This window comes from Planctomycetaceae bacterium, from assembly GCA_041398785.1.
In the GTDB taxonomy this organism is placed as follows: Bacteria; Planctomycetota; Planctomycetia; order Planctomycetales; family Planctomycetaceae; genus JAWKUA01.
This window is the reverse complement of the sequence record JAWKUA010000001.1, coordinates 339,920-365,427: the sequence shown is the minus strand read 5'-3', so window position 1 is coordinate 365,427 and position 25,508 is coordinate 339,920. Positions and strand designations below refer to the sequence as shown.

Here is a 25,508-nt window from a genome sequence, read left to right as displayed (position 1 = left end):
AGATTTGGTGACGAACAACACGTTCGCGGTCACTCAAGTTGTCAATACGATCAGCGACAACCGCTTCGTTCTTTCCTTGCCGGGGAGAATGACTATCCGGAAGAACGTCCCGCGGCAGTTCGCCAATCCGGGGCGGAATCTCGCTGGAACCTGATTTTGGGCTCGCGTGAAGCGGCTCCTGCCAGGGGATACGCGGAGGCCCCGTCAAAAGTCTTTCGGACGTCTTCGCATGCATTTTTCGATCATCGAACCACACATCTTTGGGTCTCACATTTACTGACGTTTTTTGGAATCACGTGGAACTCACATGCTGCACTTCTTCTACAAGGCAATGGACTGGCTGCGGCTGATCTGCGGCGTCGTCCCCAAGTCGGCTATCGTTTCGCCGAAGCTGTATCTGGCCATCCACTACACGGCCGTGGCGGTTGTTTTCATCCTGCTGTCGATCTTCAGCGATGGGATACGACGCGGGCTGGGGATCGGAGAAATGGGGCTGACGATCGGCTGGATGAATCGCATCTGGTGCGGCCTGGTGTTCCTGGTGATTTACGCCATTGTGCGAGTTCTGCTGTACCTTTCGACACTGCTGGGTATCGAAGAGGAGTCGGAGTTCACTGATATCGATCGCGACTGGCACGAAGCTCTGGACGCGCTGGATCGCGAGCGTCTGTACATTGACGAACTGCCGTTGTTTCTGGTCAACGGTCTGACGCCGCAGCAGGAACAAAGCGCTTTTGACGCCGCTTCAGGGATTCAGTGGAAGGTGGTCGCGCCGCCGGTGTCGCAGACGTCGGCGGTACTGCGAGTCTACGCTCACGATGATGCCATCTTTATTTCCTGTACGGGAATCGGCACAACCAACTGCCAGCACGGTTCGATCGACGAAAGCAATTCGGTTTCCGGGGAATTCCGCGGCGGCGGTACCATGATGGCTCTTCCCGGCGGAGTCACCGCGACGCAGCAGGCCGGTTCCCTGAAACCCGCTGCCGTTCGTCCGCCGCAGACGGGAACCGGCACAATCATGTCGATGCCCGACGAACTCGCCCCCGCGCCGGCAGCGGTTCCCACGGCAACCATGACGGGAACCATGGCCGGCAGTATCGGAGGATTCTTCGGAACAATGTCTCCCGGCAGTCTGAAAAAAGCCATGCAGACTTTCTCCGGGCTGAACACGGTCGCCAAGGGATATGGAAAGAAGCGACTTCGCCCGATTTCCGAAATCGACACCATGGTCGGCATCCGCCGCATGCAGCATCTGTGCCGGCTGATTTCCGAATCGCGGCGGCCCTATTGCCCCATCAACGGCATGCTGCAGGCGGTCCCGATTTCCTGGGCATCGGACCAGGACTATGCCAGGCGGCTGGCTCCGGCGATTCGCGATGATCTGGTGACTGTTCACGAAGCCTTCCAGTTGCAGTTTCCCGTCGTCGCGCTGATTACGGAACTGGATGCGTTGACCGGTATGAAGGAATTCCTGTTGCGAGCCGAACGAATGCAGCCGGGACTGCGAAAATCGCGAGCCGGATCGCGGTTCGCTGCCGGAGCGGAAATCAACGACGGCAACGCCGGCTGGGTTGTCGACCGCGCGATGCAGTGGTTCCGCGGCTGGGTCTACACCGCGTTTTCCAATGACGTTGACAACAAGGACAACCCCAAGCTGTTTCACATGCTTTGCGAAATCAGTCAGCGCAAACAGGCGCTGGTTACGCTGCTGCGAGAAAGCCTTTACCGCATCGTGAAACCGGGAGTCCGGCTGCACGGCTGCTATTTCGCCGCAACCGGAAAAGCATCGACGGAGCAGGGATTTGTGCGCGGCGTGCTGGATCGGCTGAACGAATCCGAAGCCGACGTTGCCTGGACGCCGCAACTGGAACGTTCACAGTCGCGAGCCCGGTTGCTGTCCGGAATTCTGTTCGCCGCGGCGGCTCTGCTGATGGCGGCCAACGTCTGGATCTTTATCACGAAACTCCGGGGAGAAGGGCAATGACCGGTGGCCGGGGCAGAGGCTGGCGTGGCGGCGCGGCTCCGCGCCGCGATAAGGACGAAACAGCCGGTCGAAGCTGGCGGCGATCCGGTCGCCGCGCCGCGGCCGCTCCGGGCAGTTCAGGACCGTCCAGGAAACGGCTCGCCCGGCTGGGACTGGGCGTCATTCTGCTGGCCGTCTTTGTCGGCGCGGGTATCTATCTGTGGAATCTGAATGTTCCCGTTCATACGCATTTCGTAACGATCGATCTGCTGCGGGAGACGCCGCAGTTTTCGTACAGCTCCGCGCCCGGCTTCCCGGCCGACAAGGCTCGGGGATTCTCGGCATCCGAAATCTCCAGCAGCCATCCCGCCGAGTTGTCTTTTGCCGCGCAACCGGACAGCGCTGACAGTTCTGCGATCGACAATGCCCACGTGATTGTTGTCTACGTCAATCTGCTGGCGGTCGCCGGCCGGGATTCAGCACAGTTTTGCGTCGTCGGCAACGGCAGTCCGGATCTGCGAGTCGGTTCGGATTTCCAGAATCTCGCCACTCTGAAGGAATCGCTCAGCAGTCGGCCAAAACAGCACAAGCTGCTGCTGCTTGACCTGGAAACGGAACCGGACTGGCGGCTGGGAACGGTCGGCTCGGACATCACCCGGCAGTTAAGAACCTGGCCGGACGACATTGACAATCTGGTCGTTGTGGCATCGTCCTCTGACGGCGCTACGAACTGGAAGGCGGGATCCCTGGAAGATGGCCGCACAGTTTTCGGAAGCATTGTCCGCCGAGCATTCACCTTGCAGGCCGATCAGGCGGCGGAATCCAAAGCGAAGGGTGATGGACATCTGACCGTCGCCGAATTCTGCCGCTTCGTTCAGTCAGAAACCGATGCCTGGGTTCGCGGACACCGCAGCGTCGCAGGGCAGCAGGTCGCCATCTTTCCGCCGCTGGAAAGTCTTGACGTTCAGGACGACCGGAAGAACTTCATTGTGATGAAGAACCTTCCTCCGGCGCTGGAAGCTTCGACGGGCTCCCTCGATGAAACGCTCACGAAGCGGATGATGTCACTCTGGCAGCAGCGAGAAGCTCTGGCCGCTCGTTCGGCAATTCTGTGGGATCCCATGCGCTGGCGATCTGCCACCGAATCACTGCTGTCCGCACAAAGAAATCTGCTGGATGGACAAACAAAGCCCGCAGGAACCGCGCTGGATGTCGCCGAAGGTCAATTGAAACTGCTGGAACAGTCCAGCCCGGCGGTCGACGAAATCGCGGCGACTCGGGGATTGCGAGCCGACTGGTTTCGCGGATTGCCGGCGGAACAGCGGCTGAGAAATCTGTGGAAGTCCGAAGCGGACGGTGCCTCGGATCTCAGCAGCGCCGAAGACGTGCTGACTTCGCAGTTGCAGTCGTATCCTTTTCAGCAGGCAGGTGTCGCCGCTCCGTCGAGCGAAGAACAACAGACGGCCGCCGGCGTGCGCGTTCGAGCCGAAAACGCGGTGGCCGAAGCCTTCGGCATTGAGCAGAACATCGGCCCTATGATCACAGATGCCGACAACCTGCTGCTGACTTCGGAAGATCTGCTGTTCGTCAACAGCGCCGTCGCGGCGGATGAACCGTCAAGCCAGCCTCCGCGGGCAACGCGGCAGCAGAACGCCGATGCTTTCTTTAGCGCACTGCAGGCACGCGCGGAAGCTCGCCAGAAGGCATTGACGACACTGTCCTTCGCGCTGGACGACATCACTGCGCTTGCCCGTTACGCTGCTGCGGTTCGGGACGAACTGCCGAAGACGACGCGGGAAAGTTTCCTGGACGTCCTGGAACCGGGCAGCGCCTCGGAACTTCCGGTGCGAGCGGCAGACGACGGGCCGCTACCGGCGGCGACGGTTCAACTGATTCGCGACACGGAAAAACTATTACCACTGCTTGCCGGTGACAAGTCAGCACAGCCAGGTTCGCTGAACGATGTCGGAGTCCTGACACAGCAACTGCAGGACGCCGAGCGGGAATTGTCGAGATCTCACGCGAATGCGACCAGGGTCGCGACGGAACTGATCGCAACCTGCATTTCGGACGGCAACGCCGGCAAGTCGTTTCCGGCCGAACTTCCGGCGAAGCTTAGTCTCCGCAATCGTGCCCGGCGGCTGCTCGACCTGACAATGTCGTCTGTCGAGCAGCGGCGCGACCTGATGAGCATCGTGACGGGTCTCGACGGAGAAGTGGCGACTTCGGCGGCTGCTGCGGAAGGCAGCCCTGCCAGGGAGTCCGTTGCAGATGAATCCAGCGACAACGATGCCGCGGCATGGAACGCGGCATGGATGCTGCAGACTCACAGTCTGCTGGCGGCAGTCTCCGGCGACACCGCGCGACTCGACCGGCTTCGAGCGGCATATCGCGATCTTCGAACGGCAACACAGCCGGATCACGAACAACGCGCGACGCTGGCCGGACTCGTGCGCGAACATTGGATGGAGGTTCGTGACAAGCGGCTGGCAACCGCCGTCGCGGGAACCGGGTCACTTGCCGATCGCCGCCGAAAGCTTGACGTTGCCGACGTGGAATCCCGCCTGCTGATCAGCGGTTACGACGTCACGTTTCTGCTGGAAAGCTCTGACTCGCCGACCGTCCTGGCGAATCAAATTCGACGGTTTCAGTATTGTGTGATGAATGCAGATCGGTCGATTCAAAGTCGCTGGCTGCAGCCTGACGATGGCGACAAGCCCGGCGAACAGCACTGGTACTTCCGTCGGACCGAAAGCTGGCTGTCAGCGGCCGATCAACTGGCATCGAACCTGCGAACGCCCGCTCAGGGCGGAATCGCGGAACTGATGTCAAAGCAGATTGAGGACCTTCGCGATCGGCTGCGTAACGTCGTGGCCCTGCGATTCGACTCCGCAGGACCTGCTGAAGAGCTGATTCTTGGTGAAGCGCCTCAACAGCGACTCAGCGCATCGATCAATGTCAACGGACGGAATGACCAGTCCGTGCATGGCATCGCGGCGGTGCGGGTGCTCAGCCAGTCGCCATTCGTCGGCGTCGATCAGAATTCTCAGGCGGTCAGCGTTCCCATGTCGTCGCAGACCGCGACCCGCAACATGATGGTGCGTATTCTGACAAGTCCGGGGAGCGACGGCTGCGGACCGGTTCCGCTGGAGGCCGATGTGTTCTTCCGCGGCGAAGTGTGGTCCGGCAGTCCCTTTCGAGCGAATCCGTGCCTGCCGAACCAGCGGACAATCCGCCTGGTTCGCCACGCCGATACGGGAAGTGTCGTGATCGACGGCAAAGATGTGCGTCCGATCATGTTTGTCGTCGACTGGTCGGGCAGCATGAATTTCAGCGGTGCCGGTCGTCAGATCACGGCACTGAACACGCTGACGCGGATTCTGGGAACTCTGCAGGATGACGACCGCGCCGGGCTGATTGTCTACGGGCATCGAGTCAACGGAGCCGGTCAGCCGAATCCTGACTATCCGGAGTTCTTTGGTCGACCCGTGCCCCCGAATCTGCGAGACCGTGATGACGTCGAAGTTCTCATCGAACCCGCTCGCCTGACGAACGAAACGCGTCAGAAATTCCGCATGGTGATTGACGATCAACTGCGAAAAGTTCGTCCCTGGGGATCGACGCCGCTGGGACTTGGACTGACGCGCGCGGCGAACGGTTTCGCCTCGGGAGAAAGCGGACTGGTCATTGCGATCACAGACGGCGCCGCGAGCGATATCGGCGATGCCGCTGAACTGAAGCGGGCAAGGATTATCTCCGCAGACGATGATGCACTTCCCAGCATTACAACTGCTAATAGAAAGACCCTCGGAGAACTGCAGGACGCCTATCGGGACGACCTGCATACTGCCGTCGTCGTGGCGCTGGATCTGAAGGGCCGTGAAAACGAACTTATTCAACTCAGGAGTGTCTTTGAAACCGGTCTGAATTTTCCGATCGTGAATGCGGAGAACAACCAGGAGCAACTCTTCGACAGGATCACCAGCGCACTTGATCCCCGCGAATACCAAATCACCGGCTCAAGTCCTCCGTTCAGCCGGTCCGCAAGGCTGGGAACGGCGATCGAGGGGATTCCTTCTGGAGAATTCTCAGTCACATTTTCGGACATGAAACTCGGCAATCTGACACTTCGCGGTGGCGATAACTTCAGGCTCCAGCCCGACTGGAAACAGGGAAAAATAAAGATCTGGCGTCAGCAGCCGCCACTCTTCGCGACCGCAAGACGCAGTGCCGCCGATGAAGCGGTTCAGGATTCGCCGACAAAACTGAGAGCCATGTCGAAGATCCGGCTGACCGATGTGCAGGATGGTTTCGGCACAGCGGCGGTGACCATCATGCTGGACAATGATGACGTCTATCGTCCCGTGCGACAGCCTGCGGAGATTCAGTTTGACGTCCACGCCGCGGGGCTGCCGGACTTTCGGCCGGACCAGTTCACTCAGACGTTCACCTATGAACAGGGCGGCCCTGGCTGGGTGCTGCAGATGACGCCGTGGCCAAAGGACCGCGGCATCGGCATCAGTGCTCACTGGAAAATGCAGCGAACTGTGCCGAATGATTTTCTGTCGCTGACCGACGTGCTAAAGGCGGATGGTCGTGAGCACGCCATCGAGTTTGGCGGCACCGGCAACGGGCTTCCGAAGATGCTGGTGTGGAGCAGTCGGCAGGGCGGCGGCGGCGTTCTGCAGATCGGCGTCGGGCTGCCGCCAGGTACGGTTCCGGCGGGACAGCAGCCGCATCATGACATGCGGATCGAAATCGGAAAGCTCGACGCACTCGACAGACCGGAACGATTTGAACCGCTGAACTGGACGAAGACCATCACCGTCGTCGAAAACGGCGCGGTGGAAAATGCATTCTCCGTCGAAGGTTCGCTGGATTCGCTGGGAACGCTTTATGTCGCATTCACGTCCGCGGAATCCCTACAGCGCGATGCTTCGGAGCTGGTTAGTCCGCTGAACATTGACCAGTTCGACCGCTGACGCGCCATGCCAGGCGTTACTGCGGCAGCGGTGTGAATTCGCCGATGACCGGAGGTTCTGCGGATGGCTGCCTGTTTTCCTGACCAGCGGGCTCTGGCTTCAAAATGACTTCTCGTGAAAGCGAAATCGGAGTCAGCGAAATCGGAGTCATGGCGCCGACGGCGGGTTCGTCGTCATTGCCAGGCAGCGGTGAGAACTTGCCGACGTCGGATGTCAGTGAGATATCCGGGACGACCTGGGACGTTGTTGCCGGATCCATTTCGCGAGCCGTGGCAGCCCATGCTGCCGAAGCGACCGTCTTGCCTGCCAGATCCGCCACTCCGCCGGCGATTCTGCTGCCCCTGGATTTCTTCTCGCGGCGCTGACGGATCGCGTGCAGCATTTCCTCAACGGCGATCGCCGGCTGCTTTTGCGCCGGCTGAGAATCATCTGCAGCGGCATCCGGCGCCGGTGTGGAATCGGGAGCGGGCACGGCTTCCGACGGACCGTCTTCGGCGGGGATCTCCACCGGCGGCTCACCGGGGACAACGTCGTCAAAGAACACTTCTCCGCCGACCGGCAGCGGTTCTGCAATGACAGGTTCCGTATCGTTCAGCCGCAGGTCCCGGTACGACAGCAGCGACGCCTTTTCGTAGTGAATGTTCTTCAGCGCCACGGCGTATTCGGCCCGTGAGCGGAAGAAGCGGATTTCGGATTCGACCACGCGGCGCTGAGCATCCAGCAACCGGTCAACGTCAACGTCGATGCGCTGGTTGGACCGCACTGTCAGCGCCTTCAGATATTCCTGAGCGGCCAGGTACTGGTTCAGGTTGTTTTGCACGGCCACGTAGGCGCGGGCCGAGTCGGCGATCGCGCCGCTCAAATCGCTGATGACTTCCCGCTGCTGTTCGCGCTGGATCGCGCGAGCTCGCGCCAGCGAAAGTTCGGCATTGGAAACCGCGGCGTGAGCCTGGCGGTATCCGATGGGCACTGTCAGCTCAACGCCCAGAGCCCATTCCTGCTGATCGCCCGTCACCAGGTTACCCAGCGCCGAAGCGGGTTCCGTTCCGCCCTGGAATCCGTTGGCGATCAGATCGTGACCGAAGCCGCGGAATCGGTATCGGCCGAACGCGTCCAGCCGGGGATTCAGAAAGTTCCGGGCTGCCAGCAGTTCCATTTCCGACTTCTTGACGATCAACTGCTGCCGGGCAAGCTCCGGTCGCTGAGTCAGCGCTTCCTGGCTTCCGGACTGCCAGTCGAAATGAATCTGCGCCATCGTCGGTTCTTCGGACGGACGCAGCAGCATTCCGTCGGATGCCGGCAGACCGATCAGAAGCCTTAGCCGGCGTTCAGCCGTCAGCACTCCGCCGGTGGACTGCAGCGTTCCGCCCTTGCTGCCGTTGCGAGTCTGCGTTCCCTGCAGCAGGCGACCGCTGAGTGCTTCGTCGACTTCGGACTTGAACTGAAAATACTGATGTCGCGCGAGAGATTCTTCGGACAGATCCTGAGTATTCTGTTCCGTCGCCTTCCGGGAATTCCAGGTGATCAGGGCGTGTTCCATCGCCTTCTTGCGAGCATCCAGTTCGCGGTAGGCCAGATACAGGTCCCAGTAGGCATTTTCGATGTTGCTGACATAGTCACGCAGTGCGACAGTGAAGTCGGCGTTGTTGACGTCGTTGTTGACTTTGGCAATCAGAATCCCGTTGTAGATGCCGGGTGTACCGCCGGGGCCGGCGATCCGATTGAATTCCAGCCCGCCGCCCTGCAACAGCGGTTGGCGGATTTCCCCTTCCAGCCAGCTCTGCCACGCCGACGCGAATGTGTTCGCAGGAGCATTGTTTGCGTCATAGTTGGCCACTCCGCGAAGAGCCACTCGTGATCCCGTGGCCGTCAGTTTGGACAGTTCGATCTGGTAGTCGTTCAGGTCCTGACTGAAGGCACGCGTCCCGCCGGCAAAGAAGGTGTTGTTAAACAGGCGGTTGTTGTTGTTGAACGCTGCCGAAGCCGCCAGTTGCGCATCAAACGCGCTTAGCGCGGCTTCCATGCCGAATCGCGGATCGGTTTCCTGAAGCTGACTGGTATAGCGTGTCGTTGTCGTGCCGGGAGACCTGAGAACCACACCGCCGATGTCGCGCAGAACGGTGGAGTTTTCCATCGCTGTCCGCAGCACGGCGTTCAGGTCCATGTCGCGATAGCTGTCTTCCGTCAGATTTTCGATTGTGAACGCGGTGACCGGTTCAACGGACTGGCTGACTTCGAAGATCTCCGGCTTCGCGCTGTCAATCTGTGAGGTGATTCTGTCGACGGCTGTCGTGTCGTTGCCGACGGTCGTTTCCCAGACTTCCGGTGATGCGGCGGTGCAGCCGAAGAATATCGCCGACACGAGCAGCATCAGGCAGGATGCCGGCAGGTGATTCCGCGCAGCGCCTGCAGCAGGAGGAACTGTCGAGTTACTCAATCGTTGTTGATGGAAACTCGCCATTTTCGACATCCATTCAGAAAGGCTCAATAGGATCGCTGCCAGCCGTTGTCACGAAGCGGAGTTTCCGTTTCGTGACGTTGCCGTATTCGTGACATTGACGTGCCGCGCCGCAGGTCCGTGCGGACGCGATCATCGTCATGTGCATAACGCGCAGGCGTTTGGCACCGCGCAAGGAAGTGCCTGTGTCGGGATCATCGGCAAATGACTTTGACGATTTGCGTGAATGGCCAGCGGCGTCTGGTGTTTGAGCGTTGAACGGCGCTGTGGTATGAATCCCGGAATCTGGGCTAAGAATACCAACCGGCAGCTTTTGCCAGTTACAGGTTCAGCGTTTGTGGCAATCGATGATTCTTCCACCGTCCAGTTCCGCGCAGCCGCCATGCTGCAGCAGGCGGAACGACGATGCTCATCACCGGACGATGCGTTTCAGTTGCTGGCAGCCCTGACGCGCGAAATCAGCGATCTGCCGGAATGCAGCGCGGTGACTGTGTGGGACGTCCGTCCCGGAAGCCGCGCGCCGCTGCTGACGATGGGCGGCGACGGGCGACCGCTGGCGATCGCTCAATCGACCGGCGTCAGACTCGACGAAGAACCGTACGAAACCGAATCCGGCAGCGACGTCAGAGCGACACTGATTTCCAGCGCGGACGTAGTTCCCAAAGTTCAAATTGTGCTGGCCGTGTCCGCGGCGGATGCCATGCCGGCGGATCCCATGTCGACCGATCTGCTGCAGATGCTGGCCGACGTCATCGCTGACCTTTATCGCCGCGAGCTGCTTTCGCGGATGCTTCAGATGTCCGACCGCTATTCGGGCATCCTGAATCTGGTCACGGCGATGAACGACGGACTCGATCGAAACCGCGTCATGACAGTCTTCGCCACCGACGGCGCGGCCGTCCTGAGGGCGGACCGAGTTTCCGTGGCTGTCCGGGAATCACGCGGAAACTGGCAGTTGTCGTCATCGACGGGAGTCACGGACCCGGAACACCGGTCGGACGCGGTTCGGGCACTCCGGCGGCTCGTCGAACAAGCAGCCTCCGCCGCAACGGGTTCGACGGATTCCGGAATCGACGGCGGTGAGGCGTCCGGCGATTCCGCCACACTGGTCCGGCCTTTGTCGCGCGATGCCAACTGGGCAACGGCCGACGCCGCGGCTGTGATTGAATTCGGCCGCGTTCCGGCAGCGTCCGATACTGCGACTGCCGACATTCTGTGCCGGCATGTTGCCGAGGCACTGGAAAACTGCCGGCGAGTCGAAAACCTGAGACCGACGGTCCGCCTTCGCAACGCGATTGGGCAAGTGTTCGCACGACGCGCGCTGGCTGTCACGCTGTTGCTGGGGCTGCCGCTGCTGTGGCTGCTGTTCGGGACCGCGACGCTGCGAATCGAAGCATACGGCACAACGATTCCCGTCGGTCGGCAGTTCGTGTTTGCTCCGGAAGGAGGCGTGATTACCGAGGTCGTTGTTGCGGACCACCAGGTTGTCGGGCAGGGCGATGTTCTTTGCCGAATTCGAAACGACGAACTGGAGATTCTGCAGGAGCGGCTGCAGGGCGACCTCAGCGCCGCGCGCACACGGCTGGCCGCGCTTGAGTCCTTGCCTCGCTCCAGTGTCGCCGCGTCGAACAGCGGTTTGCCAATTTCGGCGGAAAAGGAAGAACTCAAGCAGCGCGTCCTGGGACTGGAACAGCAGAAATCGATCGTCGATGCTCAGGTTGAGACTCTTGTTGTTCGTTCGCCAATTCCGGGAACAGTCCATCGCGAACGGATTGCCGAATCACTGACCGGACGTCCCGTTCAAAAGGGTCAGCTCCTGCTGGAAGTCGCCGACGAAACCGGGCCGTGGGAACTGCAGCTTCGCATTCCGGAATCGGACATCCGCCACGTCTTCGCGGCCCAGGCAACCGCAACGCAATCACTGCCGGTGACGTTTGTGCTGGAGACGTCGCCGCAGAATGTTCATCACACAACGCTGACTTCCGTGGCGGAATCGACGGAACTGGACGAGACCGGCAGACTGGCGACACTGGCCACGGCTGAACTTCCGGCCGCTGCGACGCGCGATCACCTCCGGCCAGGTTCGGGAGTCGTCGCTCGCGTGGACTGTGGCCCGGCCCGCGCCGGGTTCGTGTATTTTCGCCGCGTGATCGAGTTCCTCGAACGCAGGCTGCTGCTATAACCCGCGAACGCTCTTTGCAGCGCAACACCGCTGCGTCAGAATCCATGTTCTTATCAATCGGGAGTGCCTTGAAATGCGAAGTCTCTTGCTGGCGTGTTGTCTCTGCTGTGTCGGCAGTCTGAATGTTCTCGCGGACGACTGGCCGCAGTGGATGGGACCGGGGCGCGACAACACCTGGCGCGAAAGCGGAATCATCACCGCATTTCCATCCGGCGGGCCGAAGATTCTGTGGCGCACTCCTGTCGCAGGGGGCTATTCCGGTCCCGCGGTTTCCGGCGGGCGAGTCTTTCTGACTGCATACGCAACCAGCGATGACGTAAAGGTCGGCAACTTCGAACGGAAGGAGTTCACCGGTACGGAACAGGTCATGTGCCTGGATGAAGCGACCGGTGAAGTGTTGTGGAAGCACGAGTACCCGGTGAAGTACACGATCTCGTATCCGTCCGGTCCGCGCTGTACGCCGTGTGTTGACGGTGATTACGTCTACACTCTGGGCGCCGAAGGCAACCTGTTCTGCTTCAAGGCCGGCAGCGGCGAGATCGTGTGGTCAAAGGACCTGAAGGCGGATTACAGGACGAAGGCCGCGCTTTGGGGATATGCCGCTCACCCGCTGATTGACGGAGACAACATTCTGACACTCGCCGGCGGCGAAGGCAGCCACATCGTTGCCTTCAACAAGCGGACCGGAAAGGAAGTCTGGCGCAGTACGACAGCACCGGAACAGGGTTACTCGCCGCCGACAATCATCAATTACGCCGGCGCCCGTCAGTTGATCCTGCTGCGGCCGGACGCGGTTTCGTCCATCAATCCCGATACCGGCAAAGAATACTGGTCCGTTCCGTACAAGGCCACAAACGGTTCGATCATCATGTCGCCGGTTCTGGCGGGAGAACACCTCTACGTCGCCGGATACAGCGACGTCAGCCTGCTGCTGAAGCTGAATGCGGACAAACCCGGAGCCACCGAAGTCTGGCGAGGCAAAAAGGACGTCATCTGCCCGGTCAACGTTCAACCGATTCTGGCCGATAACGTCCTGTATGGGTTTGATCAGAAAGGCGTGATGAGAGCGGTGGATCTTCCGTCGGGAGATCTGCTGTGGGAAACAACGGACGTTATCGGAAAACGCCCGGCCGGTTCCGAAACGGCATTCATCGTCCGGCACGAGGATCATTTCTGGATCTTCAACGAACTTGGCGATCTGATCATCGCGAAGCTGTCACCTGACGGATACGAAGAAGTCGATCGGGCGAACGTGATCCAGCCAAGCAATGTCGCGTTCGGCCGTGACGTCGTTTGGAGTATGCCGGCGTTCGCCAATCAGCACGCCTACATCCGGAACGACAACGAAATCATCTGTGTCGATCTCGCCGAATGATGAGTCGCCGGCCGGGACAGTCATTTTCGGCCCGCTGACCGACCTGCTGTCCGTGGATCGATGCCGGAAGGAAATCCCGCCGGAACTATACCGCGAGCGGGGCAGAATGAGACATTCGGGCTCGCGGGAGCAAGAAGAGCGAAAAGTATCGGCGTCCGCCGCGGCCAGTATAAAGGAACGGTGCGCGGACATAAGCCGCGTCCACGGAGGATGCAACCGGAGTGCCTCCACACAAAACAGATGAGCACATTTGCTGCAGGAAGGAGCCACCATGTGTCAGAAATCGTCAGTTGCGTGGACCAGTTCGCATCGCCGACACCAGAGCCATTTCCACGCCGGGCGGGGACTGGTCGTGCTGACGTTTGCTTGTTGCGCGCTGGCGGGACCTGCTGCCGCGCAGACCATTACGCTCAATTCGTGCTATCTGCGGGTTCTTGAGGAGGCCAATGTACCGGCATTGAACCGCGGCGTTCTGCAGCAGGTCATCGGTACCGAAGGTGCCACTGTGGCGCAGGGCGAGCCGCTGGCGACGCTGGACGATACGGAAGCCAGAATCGCGGTGGAAGTGGCGAAGCTGGATCTGCTGATTGCGACAAAACGGCACGAATCGTCTGTCACTGTTGAAATCGCCACGGCAGCGCTTGAGGAGGCGAAACATCTGCTTGAACAGGCAAGGATCACCAGCCGCATTGCCCGTCAGCAGGCCGAATCCGATACGGCCGTGCGTCAGGCCACCAAGTCACGTGACGCCGCTCTGGCGGATCTGAATCGCGCTCTGGCCGCGCGAAAGGAATTCAAGCCCAGCGTGTCCGATGCGGAACTGGAACGTCTGCAGCTGCATCGCGATTCCGGAGAACTGCAGATCGAAAAAGCCCGCGACGACCTCAGGATCGCCGGCATTCGCACCGGTGTCGAAGATGCCACAATTCAGCAGCAGCAGTCCGCCGTCCGCCGGCTGGAATTCGAACTGAACCAGGCGCGCACCGAATCCAATGTGACCGATCTGATGGTCAGGATGAAGCAGGAGTCGCTCGCCCTGGCGGAAGAACAGCTTCGCAGGCGACAGGTCTTGTCACCGCTGGTCGGCGTTATCGTTGAACAGATGCGCGACACGGGTGAATGGGTCGAACCGGGAGACACTGTCTTTCGAATCGTCCGGCTGGACCGACTGCTTGTCGAAGGTCATGCCGACGCCTCGCAGATGGACCTGTCCGCTCGCGGACGTTCGGTGCGAGTCTCGGCGACCGACGCAAACGGTACCGTCACTGTTTCGGGAAAGATCACTTTCGTCAGTCCGGAAATCGATCCGGTCAACCAACAGGTTCAGGTCAAAGCGGAAATTGACAACAGCCGGCTGCAGTTGAGGCCCGGCCAGCCGGTCGTGATGGAAATCCTGCCGCACGATCAGACTCGCCGGGCAACGGCGAACCCGTGATTCTGCGTCCGCAATGACACGAATCCGCCGCCGGGATCGTGTGAGTCTTTGTCGCAGGCCGGTCACATTCGATCGTCATCTCTCGTCACAGGCGAATTCGCTGCGAAAAGAATTTCGACCGGCTACCGACGCCGCTCACCGCGAGATTCGCGACGTTTGCCGTCGCGGCCGCGACCTCTGCGCGATGGGGGCTTTCTGAATTCCGACTTGTTGAATGAAGAAACATCAGACGTGAACTGCCCCCAGTAACCGGGGATGGCATCGTAGGGATTGTCGTTCGGCGGCATGACATCATCCGTCACATACAGGAATCCGGCTCCCCGTTCGGCGGCAAGTTTCAGCAGTCCGGCGTCCCACGTTTTTCGGGAGTGAATAATGTGGCCGATCTTGTGCGGGTGCAGATCTTCAAGGTACGGGAATGACCTGTATTCGGTCATGTACACGGCGTCGGTGTTCTCGATGGTGATGATCGTGTCCAGCGAATCGATATAGTCCTCAGCTGTGAATTCCGTCTGGCCGCTGGGGTTCTCCGTGTATGGCGTCCCCGGATTGCCGAACGTTCGAGCTGTCGCCTGCAGAGACTTCACGTAGTCCTGCAGTTCGGCGTAGTAGCCCGTGTTCGCCAGGTCGTTGGACATCTCGTCAAAAAAGATGCCGTCGACGAAGCCCGCGTAGTGACCTGTGAAGTATGCGTCTACATCCGCTTTGATGTCCTCAAGCGGCCGAGTGCCGTAGCGGGTGCCGACATAACCGTGGATGATTCCGCCGGCAGATTTCAAATCCTTCAGCGGGCCGTTGCCGGACGCATCCACGTAGTTCGGGTCACGCTCAATTCCGGGACCGGACGCCGGATTGAAAATGACGTGCAGTTCAAACATCCGCCTCCGGTCGCGGGCCGTTTCAATCAGCGACGACCACATCAGCGGGCCGCCGTCGCAACACGGGTTGGCATAGGCCGGGAACAGCACATCAATGGCCGCGCATCGACCTGAGAACGGCGAAACTGAGAGAAGGACCACAAACAGCAACATTCGAACATTCATGGCAGCAGTCCCGACTGAATTCGTGAGCGGCCCGACAGGGATTTCCGTACCGCATCATAATATCGAGTAGATCAGGATCTGTATCACGAGCGTTACGACGGCTCCCGTTTTCAGGTTGTCCCCGGCACGCCCCGACCCGTTCGGTGCCGTCGTGGCGGAACGCGGCAGCAGCAGCACCCAGATCAGCAGCACAATGAAGCTGCCGACGAACAGGATTCGTACCAGCGGTATGGGAATTTCACCCAGAGCATGCCGCAGAAAATCACCGATCCGGTGCAGCGGTGTCATTCGCCTGCTCCCGATGCTGAACTCGCGCCGACGTGTGCCGCCGCCGTTCCTGAACCGCCGGCTTCCGATTCGTCGCGACTGCCGCGAAGCACGTACGCAAGCTGCTCGTCTGAAATCGGTTTAGTCAGCAGGCTGAGCACGATCAACAGGACGGCGGTCACCAGAAATGCCCAGACGGAAAAGTACAGAAACGGCTCCTGAATCTGAAACAGCGGCTGCCATCCGAGTGCCTGATACACGGCCGGTTGATTCAGTGCATAGAGCGACACAGACGTGCCGATTCCGCACAACAGCGCGACCAACGCGGCACTGCCGGTGGCTCGTCGCCAGAGAATTCCGATCAGCAGAATCGCGAATGCCGGTCCCTGGAAGAACGCCATCAGCGTCTGAAAAATCGCGTACAGACCGGACTTCTCGTTCATTACCGACAACGCAAACGCGAACGCGACCGCCCAGATCACCAGCGCCACCGTCGTCGCGCGTCCGATCAGCAGCAACTGTTCGTCAGTCGTGTTTCGATTGATAAAGCGTTTGTACAAGTCGCTGGAAGCAATCGTCGCCGCGGAGTTGAGGTAGGAATCGATGCTTGACATCAGTGCCGCCAGAAACGCAGCGACGAACAGGCCGCGCATGCCGGCAGGCAGCAGTTCGCCCACAAGATTCGGCACGGCCGTATCGCCGTCGCTCAGATCCGGAAGAATCGCCACGGCGATCAGTCCGGGGACAGCAACAATCAGCGGTATGATATTCTTCAGCAGTGCTCCCCAGATGTAGGATGCTTTGGCTTCGAACTCACTGCGAGCCCCCAGTGACCGCTGAACGATGGCCTGATTACCGATCCAGTAGGCCGGGCTGAGAATCATCGCGAGACCAAAGTAGACGCCGGGCCAGGGAAACGGCGATTTCGTATCCACGGGAAGGATCAGCGACGTGTGCTGCAGCGCTGACGAATCCCGGACACTCGTTTCCGCCGTTGCAACATCGTCCTGGTGTATCGCGACCGCCGCCTTTCGAGCTTCCGCTTCGGCCAGGCGTTCCTTCAATTCGCCGACTCCGCCAACCCGGATCAGTCCCAGCACAAGAATTGACAGACACCCGGCGATCATCACCGCGCACTGAATCATGTCGGTATAAACGACTGCCGCGAGTCCTCCGACAAACGTGTAACCGCCGACCAGAACTGCCGTCACGATGATGCAGACGGCTTCGTTCCAGCCGAAGACGGCCGACATCATCTTCGCGGATGCCAGCAGCATCAGTCCCAGATTGCAGGCCATGAACAACAGCCAGCACACTGCCATCACGGCTCGCACACCGGCGTTGTAGCGGCGTTCCAGAAACTCCGGCACCGTGTAAACGCCGGCGCGGTAGAAGAAGGGAATGAACAGGAAAGCACCGACGATCATCGCGGGCACGCATCCGATCCATTCGAAGTTGGCCACCGCAAGTCCGTGACTGTACGCGGCTCCGCCCACGCCGATGATGTCCGTTCCGCCGATGTCTGTTGCGACCAGTGACATGCCGATCGCCCACCACGGCAGCCGCCGGCCACCCAGAAAGAAGTCAGCACCGGTCTTCATGCGCCAACCGATCGCGAATCCCATCGCGATGGTCCCGATCAGGTACAACACGATGACAGCGTAGTCCGGCAGTGTCAGGACGTTTGTTGCGGCGAGATTCACGTCGGATCAGGTTCCTTCGTCGGGTCGCTCATGCAGCGCGGCGATCAGTCGGCCGGCGAAGCCGGAGTGTCACGAGTCGTCGCGAGTTTTCCAAGCTATCGAATCGCCGCGGTAAATTCGGGATACCGCCGCGATGTTCTCCCGCACATCGTTTCGCTACGCTTGCCTGCCCGGACGGCCGACTCAATGCGGCTCGTCCGTCCGATTCATCGTTCGCTGAATACTGGAATTGCAGAGCCGTTCGCCGATGCCGCCGATGCTGATTGACACTCATTGCCACCTGGACGCCGAAGCGTTTCATCAGGATCTGGAAGAAGTCATTCAGCGAGCGGTCGACAGCGGTGTCGAACGAATACTGACGGTTGGCATCACCCTGGAAACCAGCAAAGCGGCGGTGCTGCTGGCGAACCGCTTCGAGAATGTGTCCGCTGTCGTCGGAATCCAGCCCAACTATGCGCACGAAGCTCACGCCGGCGATTGGGACGCAATCGTCGACCTGGCATCTCACCCGCAGGTTGTCGCGATCGGCGAAACCGGGCTCGACAAGTACTGGGACTTTGCACCGCTGGACATTCAGACGGAATACTTCATCAGGCACCTGCAGTTTTCCCGCAGCAGCGGACTGCCGTTCATCGTGCATTGCCGTGAGGCCGACGCGGAAGTTGTGCATGTGCTGGAAGCCGAAGCCGTCCACGGCCCTCTGAACGGTGTGATGCATTCCTTCTGCGGCAATGCGGAAACAGCGGCAAGATGTGTGGCGATGGGCATGCACATTTCCTTTGCCGGCATGGTCACCTTTCGAAAGAACGACCAGTTGCGGTCCGTGGCGAAGTCCGTGCCGCTGGACCGCCTGCTGGTCGAAACGGATGCCCCGTATCTTGCGCCTCACCCGAACCGCGGCAAACGAAACGAACCGGCCTGGGTCCGGCTGACGGCAGAATGCCTGGCCGACGTTCACGGGCTGTCGATCGATGAATTCGTGAAGGTCACAACGGACAACGCCCGACGGTTGTTCAACGTGTGAAACTTTCCGAAGCCGGCGGTAACATTTTCCCGATGGCAGCCGTTTCGCTTCGTTCGCCCGCACCATGCACGAAAGCCCGACTCATGAGCTTCTTCCACCTGCGACTCTTCACGATTGTTTCAGCGGTCGCTGTGCTGACTGCAACCGGTTTTTCACAGGAGCAACTGAACCTCTCCGCCCGGCAGCGGACGGAAACAGAACCAGGCAGCGGTCGGTTTCACTCGCTGACGACGCCGGTCACCTGGCGGGCGGACAGGACCGCACTGGTGATCTGCGACATGTGGGACAAACACTGGTGCCCGAATGCCACGAAGCGAGTCGGCCAGATGGCTCCGCGCATGAACGAAGTCGTCAGCGCCGCTCGCAGAAAGGGCGTGCTGATCATTCACTGTCCCAGCGACACAATGGACTTCTACAAAGACTGGCCGCAGCGCAGGCTCGCTCAGGCCGCACCGCCGATCGACACCAAAATCCCGCTGCAGAGGTGGTGCCACCTGGACAGCAAGGTCGAAGGAGCAGCTCTGCCGATCGACGATTCCGACGGCGGCTGCGACTGTGACGAACCGGTGAAGAATTATCGTGCGTGGTCTCGCCAGCATCCCGCCATCGAAATCGCCGAACAGGATGCCATCACTGACAGCGAGGAAGCGTTCTATCTGATGAAGCAGCGCGGCATCGAAAACGTGATCGTCATGGGAGTTCACACGAACATGTGCGTCCTGGGACGGCCGTTTTCCATTCGACAAATGGTGCAGCAGGGGCAGAACGTCGTGTTGATGCGAGATATGACGGACACGATGTACAACCCGAACATGGCTCCGTTTGTCAGTCATTTCACGGGAACGGATCTTGTCGTGGAACACATCGAACACTACTGGTGTCCGACAGTTCTCAGCACCGACCTGATCGGCGGCAGCGAGTTTCGCTTCGAAGACGATCATCGCTCCGATCTGGCAATTCTGTGCGCGGAACAGGAGTACGAAACGAAGGACACACTGCGGCAGTTCGCCGGGAAATATCTGGGGCAGGACTTTCGAGTCCACTTCGTCTGGGATGCCGCCGACGATCGCAACAGCCTTCCGGGAATTGAAGTACTCCGCAGCGCGGACGCGGTACTGATCAGCGTCCGCCGCCGGACGCTGCCGCACGAACAACTGCAGATCGTGCGCGACTTCGTGGCATCCGGGAAACCCGTGATCGGCATTCGCACGGCAAGTCACGCATTCAGCCTTCGCAACGAACAGCCTCCCGAAGGCCATGAAGCGTGGCCCGAATTCGACGCAGATGTCTTCGGCGGCCACTACACGAATCACCACGGCGACGGTCCGAACGTGTCTATAACTCCGGCGTCGGATTCCGTGACCACCAATCCGATTCTGTCGGGAATCGACGTGTCGGCGATTCTCGGAAACGGTTCGCTGTACAAGGTCAGCCCGCTGCAGCCATCAGCGACGGCGCTGCTGACAGGAACGATTCCCAATGCGGATCCGGAACCTGTCGCCTGGGTCAATCAGCGATCCGACGGAGGCCGCAGCTTCTACACGTCGCTTGGGCACCCGGACGATTTTCAGTCGGACGAATTCTGCCGCATGCTGCAGCAGGCAATCACATCGCTCGCGAAACCGGCACGGCGGTAGCAGAGCGGGGACAGCAGATTCGCCGCTGAGAATCACGCACCTTTCGGGAAAAACTGGAATATCGCGCGCCGGTCCCGACTAGCCGCCGCACTACGGAAGGTGACACCATGCGAAATTCGACATTCATCCCTGCTGCAAGTTCCGTGGCCGTGATTCAGCGGAATGCCCGGGTTCCGCGCATCGGTTCCGCTGGAATCGTTGAGGACGGTCAGTTGCTTCGGCGGTTTCTAAAACATCGTGACGAAGCGGCGTTTGAACAAATTGTCGCTCGATTTGGAACACTGGTGTTTGGAATTGCGTTCCGCACACTCCGCAATCGTCATTCTGCCGAGGACGTGTTTCAGGCGACATTTCTGATTCTGGCGAGACGCCGCAAGGATTCGAACACCGGAATCGCTTTCTGCGTGGCTTCACGGAACCGCCGTTAGAATCGCCGTCACCGCACGATCCCGGACAGCGAGGAAGTCGCGCTACCGGAAGTCACGCCGGCCGGAAGTGCCTTCGGCAATGGCGCTCGCCTCACCCCTCGAATCCATCTGCGAGCAGTACCAGCAGCAGGTCGTTGACGAAGAACTTCACCGGTTGCCGCTGATCTATCGAGCACCGCTGGTGCTGCATTTTCTGGAAGGAAAGTCGTGCGAGGAAACAGCGTCGCGCTCGGCACCACGGTCGCGCCGTTCGAGGCCGACTTGCGCGCGGAAAACGGGAGTTCCGGATCAGGCTGATGAGCGCGGCGTCGACGTTTCAATCGTCGCTGGTTCTCTCGCACTGTGGCAGTCGGCCGCTGAAGCCGCTCTGGATCCCGGACTCATTTCGTCGGCTATTGCCGGCGGCACGACCGTTCGCGCAGGCATCGGGTCCGCGTGGCCGTGTTCCCGCGAAGCAATTCGCCTTGCTGCAGAGGAAACCACGATGTTCACAACCAGTAAATTGTCACTTGTCTGTGTCGCCGCCGCCGTCCTTTCAACTGCCGCTTGGGCTGGGCCGCCGACGCCGAATCGAAGGAAACTCCGGCATTCCTGGCGGCCCGCGTACCGGACACTCTTGTGCCGGATGCTGACTGCAAGCCAATGTCGCAGCAGAGTTCATCGCGCTGCTGGAACCCGCAACATGCTGGTACGCGCCAGTCACCTCGTCTCAGACGGCACAGGACACCAAAGTGGTCGACGGTACGTCCGATTCGCCGCTGATTCTGAAGTATGGCGACGGCAAGGCGGACGGAAAGAAGAGTATCGCCGGCACAGGCAAAATGATCCGGTTCACTGCCGAATTCCTCACAGAAGCTTCGAAGCCTGAAGGTTCACTGTGCTCGCTACGGCTATCCAAAAGTCCCGATGAGGACGCAAGGTTCACGATTGTGTCCGAAGATGGCCAAACGGTGATTCACACGGAACTCGTCCCGTACGCGACGTTCAAGCGAGGCGAGAGCCAGTGGACCACGATCCGGTTCCGTGAGGAAGTTGGCGTACCGGAAACGTTTGGGTCATCATGGAATTAACGCCGAGCCACGAAGGGCGTCTTATATCAGCTACGACTCAGGCACAGAGGGCGCGCATTCAAAGACCGGAGTTCCTGGCGGAGATCCTCGCGACGTGAATTTCCGAAGGTGACTGGATGGTCCAGGCGATACTGACCAAACCCGAATGATCGCGTCCGTGAGAACGAACTTCACTTCCCGCCCCGACCGGGCTGCGTCGCGAGACCGCTGATCGCGCGGTCGGCCGTCGCCCGCACATCGCTCCGCTCGTTCGGCCTTTCCCTGCCGCCGCGTCGAGCGAGGCGGACGGCCGGGACTTCGTGCTGACATAGACATGCAGGGGCGCGGCGCAGGAATGGCGTGTTGTGAGTCTCTCACGGCGATTTTGCCGGCAACGTCCGTGCGAATGCGACGGCGCGGTCGACCCACATTTTCAAATCGTCGTCAGATTCGATGCCGGGTGGTTCGACTTTGACCCAGCCCTTCATGACCTTGCCGGTAATATCCATCGGCGTCGCGAATGGCAGACGCTGGTTATCCTGGTGATCTTCCTTCGCCAGTCGCACGATCAGCGAACCCTTCCACGGTCCAACGGTCATGTTTCCGTTGATGAAGAAACACAGACTGCCGAACATCTTCTTTTCGGAATATCCTCTGCGGCGTCGCATGAAGGGCCGGATGCGTTCGATCAAGCTTTTGTCTGCTTCGGTCATGTGTCTGCCTGCTTCCGATTTTCAGGTATCCCGCCGCTTTTCAGCAACGGATTTTCCGCCTGCTGCGTGTGAAGCTGACGAATCGGAGCTACATCGTACACGTGTTGTCAGGCATGCTAAGGCAATCGGCAGATGAGAAATTACCGATGCAGAGCGACAATTGCTTCACCCTCCCGGCTCAACGGCAGGGTTGCCGATCGAATGCCGTTCAGGCGTTCGATCGCGGGGACGGTGACGCACGGGGAATCCCCGTTGCGCGGACGCCCTCCCCTGGTTTGATCGCCTGCACGGCGATCAAACTTCGACCCTCCCGTTTGAACGGGAGGGTACGTTCTCATCTGCCGCATGCTTAATTGCCGGTACTGAATTTGGGGGATTGGACGCCGATCGGCAGGAGCCAGCTTGATGCGATTCCGACGACCACGCACGAAGTCACCGCGATGCCTCCGTCCAGAAGGCTGTGATATTGACCGCTTATGTGAGCAAGCACCACCAGTGTGCCGGCCGCGAGAATTCCCAGCCAGGCGTGCAGCGATCCCGCTCGACGAGACAAAATTCCCAGCGTGAACAATCCGCCGAGCGCTCCCAGGCAGATTCCGACGACGGTCAGGTAGTAGTCCCAAAGGTACGTCACGTTTTTCATCGCAAGAAACACCGCCGAACCGGTGCCGACGAGTCCCATCAGCACGGTCAGCCGGCGTGCGGTGGCCAGCGATTCGCGTGAGTTCTTCTTTCGGCCGAAGCGTTCGTAAAAATCGGTCGTGCCGACGGTGGCCACGGAATGCATGCTGGAATCAAGACTCGACATGGCCGCCGCGAAGACTCCCGCGATAACCAGACCGGCAAGTCCGGCGGGCATTTCCTGAGCAATGAACCATGGAAATGTCTGATCCGCCTGCTGCAGCGGGCCGATGCGATCCGGCTGCGCGGTGTAGAAGGTCCACAGCGCGCTGCCGACAAAAAAGAACAACAGCGACGCAGGAATCGAAACGACCGCGTTCGTCCAGATGGCTCGGCGTGCCTGGTGTTCCGTGGCGACCGTCAGATATCGCTGAATGATCGACTGGTCGCTGGTATACGGCAGCAGCGACGTGAAGAACGATCCCAGCAGCATGACCAGGATTCCGTCCTTCGCCCAGCTCAGATCGTGAAAACGAAAGTCGCTGATCATGTCGAATTTTCCGGCGTGAAAGGCGGTCGTCACTATGCCCGCCAGACCGCCGCTGACATGGCCGGCCATGATGGACAGAGCCGCCGCCGCTCCGCCGATCAGCACGACAGCCTGCACGACGTCGGTCCAGACGACGGCTTCGATGCCTCCCAGCACCGTGTAAAGAGTGCTCAGCGCTCCCATCGCGATGATGCACACGTACACGTCGATGCCCGTGACCGCCGACAACGCCAGCGCCGGCAACAGCAGCACGATTCCCATTCGTCCAAGCTGAAACAGCACAAACGCCAGACTGCCAAAGATTCGCACGCTGACGCTGAAACGCTGTTCCAGGAAATCGTAGGCACTGGCAACTCGCACGCGCCGAAAAAACGGCAGATAGACAAACACCACCACGACCGCGACCACGGGAATCCCCAGGTTCAGAATCAGCCGATTCCAGTTCGTTGTGTAGGTTCGCGCGGGGATGGCCAGGTACGTGATCGCGCTGAGTGTCGTTGCGAAGATGCTCAATCCGGCCGCCCACCAGGGAATTCGACCGGCCGCCAGAAAGTAATCGTCGGCACCGGATTCGCGCCGCGAGAAAAAGACGCCCATCGCCACCAGCAATGTCAGATATCCGCCCAGAACCAGCCAGTTCAGCGTCCCGAAGGATCGGCGCGACCTGGAAACTGTGGCCATCCAGACGCTGCGAGTCCGGATGCCGGGTGACGATTCTCCCGACGGAATCACGACGGCGTTGCCCCAGTTCACCGCGGTTGTTGTCACAGGGCCGGACTCAGGCATTTCGCCGCGCTTTGTCCAGTTGTCGGTGGTGATGTGGTACAGCAGAATGTCGGAACTGAATCCCGCGTGCTTGTCGTACAGATCATCTCGCTGCTGACGAAGCTGTTGTGCCAGATCGTTGTCTCCGGCGGCTTCGGCGTCGCTGATTTTCGCGGGCAGCACGTTTTCGTGTTCGAGCAGCACGTCTCCGCGAGCACCACCGAATACGGCGATACAGTCGAAGCCGACGGCCGCGCCGGTGCCCGCCATCACGCACCGCGGCTCTTCACCTGCAGGAGCGATATCGGCAATTCGAGTCCAGCCGCTGGCATAGTCAGGAATTGATTCCCGCGAAGCTCCGGCGGACACGGCGCGTTCGAGTTCCCGTTCATACGCCGCCGGGTCGAAGCACCAGGCGTCGGTGAAGATCTGAAATGGCTGGTCGCCGAGTTTGTTCCGTCCGCTGAACAGAAACAGTTTGCCGCCCTGTCCGACGGCAATGGCGTGCGACCGCGCCGGACCGGTCCACGAAGGAACCCGTTCCCATAGCCAGTCGTCCGATGGGTCCGGACTCAGATTCAGCCGCCAGCAGTTGGTCGTGCCGCCTTCGCCGGTGTCTCCGCCGACAACGTAGGCGTGGCCGCCGACAACCGCACCACATGCGGCTGTGGTAGCGACCGGTAGATCGGGAAGGTTCACCGGTGTCCCATCGTTCGCGGACATCGATTCTGAAACCTGCAGACGATTCTCTTTGCCATTCCAGATCAGCAGAAACACGTCGGACAGACGTTCGGTGGTTGAGACCACTTCGCCGGTCTCTTCGTCCGTTTCGCGAATCAGCCTTTCACCGCCGACGCAAAGAATTCCGCGGTCCGTCGATAGCGAAACACCGTAAGCCGCCGGAGACGGCAGCGTCTGGTTCGAGGTTGACCATTCGTACAACTGTTCGGCGTCGGCAGCGCTGCCGTCGCTCTTGACGAGCACGTGAATCGTGTCGTAGTAGCGTTTCAGCGAAACGCCGCCGTCGGCTGTCGGATGCCAGGGAACTCCGTCAGGGAAGTTGGCTCCACCCGCGACAATCAGTGCGTTGTCGTGAACTCCCGCAAACGGCCCGGCGACTCCTTGTTCCGCGGGCAGTTGCGGAAGCGCCTTCCATTCCAGCATGCTGCCGTCGCCTGGCCTGCCCTGCGACCGACCGTCCGTCGCGGTGGCAAGCACCGAAAGCAGAGCGCACAGGATGCGCGGAATCATCGCTTGATTCAGACAATGGTTGACGAATTTCACCGGGGTCTCCGGGAGTAAGCCATGCG

General features: G+C 60.1%; 15 protein-coding genes. 9 read left to right on the top strand and 6 right to left on the bottom strand.

The features are described 5' to 3' along the window. The first annotated feature begins 307 nt into the window (after nt 1–307). A complete protein-coding gene (locus tag R3C19_01460; protein ID MEZ6059008.1) occupies nt 308–1,987 on the top strand; it encodes a type VI secretion protein IcmF/TssM N-terminal domain-containing protein in 1,680 nt (559 codons plus the stop codon). Then, nucleotides 1,984–6,948, top strand: coding sequence for a hypothetical protein (locus tag R3C19_01455; GenBank protein ID MEZ6059007.1), 4,965 nt, complete (start codon nt 1,984–1,986; stop codon nt 6,946–6,948). Before R3C19_01460 ends, R3C19_01455 begins: the two co-directional genes overlap by 4 nt. Nucleotides 6,949–6,964: 16 nt before the next feature. Here the strand turns inward: R3C19_01455 and R3C19_01450 are convergent, their stop codons facing one another. Continuing rightward, the gene (locus tag R3C19_01450) at nt 6,965–9,319 is read right to left on the bottom strand and encodes a TolC family protein (GenBank protein MEZ6059006.1); all 2,355 of its coding nucleotides are present in this window, start codon (nt 9,317–9,319) and stop codon (nt 6,965–6,967) included. Between the two features lie 424 nt (nt 9,320–9,743). Between R3C19_01450 and R3C19_01445 the strand changes: the two genes are divergently transcribed. From R3C19_01445 to R3C19_01435, 3 genes are all read left to right on the top strand, one after another. Continuing rightward, on the top strand, nt 9,744–11,588 hold the full coding sequence (locus tag R3C19_01445) for an HlyD family efflux transporter periplasmic adaptor subunit (GenBank protein MEZ6059005.1): 1,845 nt from the start codon (nt 9,744–9,746) through the stop codon (nt 11,586–11,588). Nucleotides 11,589–11,661: 73 nt separating this feature from the next. Continuing rightward, complete coding sequence (locus R3C19_01440; protein MEZ6059004.1) at nt 11,662–12,963, top strand: PQQ-binding-like beta-propeller repeat protein; 1,302 nt, start codon at nt 11,662–11,664, stop codon at nt 12,961–12,963. A 271-nt stretch (nt 12,964–13,234) separates the two neighbouring features. Beyond that, the gene (locus tag R3C19_01435) at nt 13,235–14,398 is read left to right on the top strand and encodes an HlyD family efflux transporter periplasmic adaptor subunit (GenBank protein ID MEZ6059003.1); all 1,164 of its coding nucleotides are present in this window, start codon (nt 13,235–13,237) and stop codon (nt 14,396–14,398) included. Nucleotides 14,399–14,520: 122 nt separating this feature from the next. On the opposite strand, the gene R3C19_01430 is transcribed toward R3C19_01435, so the two are convergent. Genes R3C19_01430 through R3C19_01420 form a run of 3 tightly spaced genes read right to left on the bottom strand, consistent with a single transcriptional unit; the run spans nt 14,521 to nt 17,411 of the window. Further along, on the bottom strand, nt 14,521–15,441 hold the full coding sequence (locus tag R3C19_01430; protein ID MEZ6059002.1) for a spherulation-specific family 4 protein: 921 nt from the start codon (nt 15,439–15,441) through the stop codon (nt 14,521–14,523). Nucleotides 15,442–15,495: 54 nt separating this feature from the next. Continuing rightward, on the bottom strand, nt 15,496–15,729 hold the full coding sequence (locus R3C19_01425; protein MEZ6059001.1) for a hypothetical protein: 234 nt from the start codon (nt 15,727–15,729) through the stop codon (nt 15,496–15,498). After that, the gene (locus R3C19_01420; GenBank protein ID MEZ6059000.1) at nt 15,726–17,411 is read right to left on the bottom strand and encodes a sodium/solute symporter; all 1,686 of its coding nucleotides are present in this window, start codon (nt 17,409–17,411) and stop codon (nt 15,726–15,728) included. Before R3C19_01420 ends, R3C19_01425 begins: the two co-directional genes overlap by 4 nt. Before the next feature lie 256 nt (nt 17,412–17,667). On the opposite strand from R3C19_01420, the gene R3C19_01415 reads away from it, so the two are divergent. The 4 genes from R3C19_01415 (at nt 17,668) to R3C19_01400 (ending at nt 21,570) form a co-directional block, all read left to right on the top strand. Further along, nucleotides 17,668–18,435, top strand: coding sequence for a TatD family hydrolase (locus R3C19_01415; protein ID MEZ6058999.1), 768 nt, complete (start codon nt 17,668–17,670; stop codon nt 18,433–18,435). An 83-nt stretch (nt 18,436–18,518) separates the two neighbouring features. Continuing rightward, nucleotides 18,519–20,072: an isochorismatase family protein gene (locus R3C19_01410; protein MEZ6058998.1), complete on the top strand. Its 1,554-nt coding sequence runs from the start codon at nt 18,519–18,521 to the stop codon at nt 20,070–20,072. A 107-nt stretch (nt 20,073–20,179) separates the two neighbouring features. Then, nucleotides 20,180–20,500, top strand: a complete 321-nt coding sequence (locus tag R3C19_01405; GenBank protein MEZ6058997.1) for a sigma factor — start codon at nt 20,180–20,182, stop codon at nt 20,498–20,500. Between the two features lie 731 nt (nt 20,501–21,231). After that, nucleotides 21,232–21,570 carry a hypothetical protein gene (locus R3C19_01400; GenBank protein MEZ6058996.1) on the top strand — a complete coding sequence of 113 codons (339 nt, stop codon included), beginning with the start codon at nt 21,232–21,234 and terminating at the stop codon, nt 21,568–21,570. Between the two features lie 353 nt (nt 21,571–21,923). On the opposite strand, the gene R3C19_01395 is transcribed toward R3C19_01400, so the two are convergent. Further along, a complete protein-coding gene (locus R3C19_01395) occupies nt 21,924–22,262 on the bottom strand; it encodes a TfoX/Sxy family protein (protein MEZ6058995.1) in 339 nt (112 codons plus the stop codon). A gap of 349 nt (nt 22,263–22,611) precedes the next feature. Further along, nucleotides 22,612–25,449: a sodium/solute symporter gene (locus R3C19_01390; GenBank protein MEZ6058994.1), complete on the bottom strand. Its 2,838-nt coding sequence runs from the start codon at nt 25,447–25,449 to the stop codon at nt 22,612–22,614. Nucleotides 25,450–25,508 lie beyond the last annotated feature (59 nt).